1 tRNA gene is annotated in these 255 nt (G+C 44.7%); it reads right to left on the reverse strand.

The features are described from left to right. Positions 1 to 76, reverse strand: a tRNA-Thr gene (locus SB752_RS32875). Positions 77 to 255 lie beyond the last annotated feature (179 nt).

The raw sequence follows: 255 nt of genomic DNA on the forward strand, positions 1-255 counted from the left end.
TGGTGCCGGCAATAGGACTTGAACCCACAACCCCCTGATTACAAGTCAGGTGCTCTACCAATTGAGCTATACCGGCGTACTTTTATAGTTTAAAATATCATTCAACAAAAATCAAGTATTTTTTAGTGGAAATAAACTTTTTTCATTTTAGGAATGATCGCCATCTGTTTGAATGAAGATGGCGGAGCTGACGGGACTCGAACCCGCGACCTCCGGTGTGACAGACCGGCGTGAACTCCAACTTCACCACAGCTC

The organism is Brevibacillus sp. SIMBA_040 (genome assembly GCF_046535075.1).
Classification (GTDB): Bacteria; Bacillota; Bacilli; order Brevibacillales; family Brevibacillaceae; genus Brevibacillus.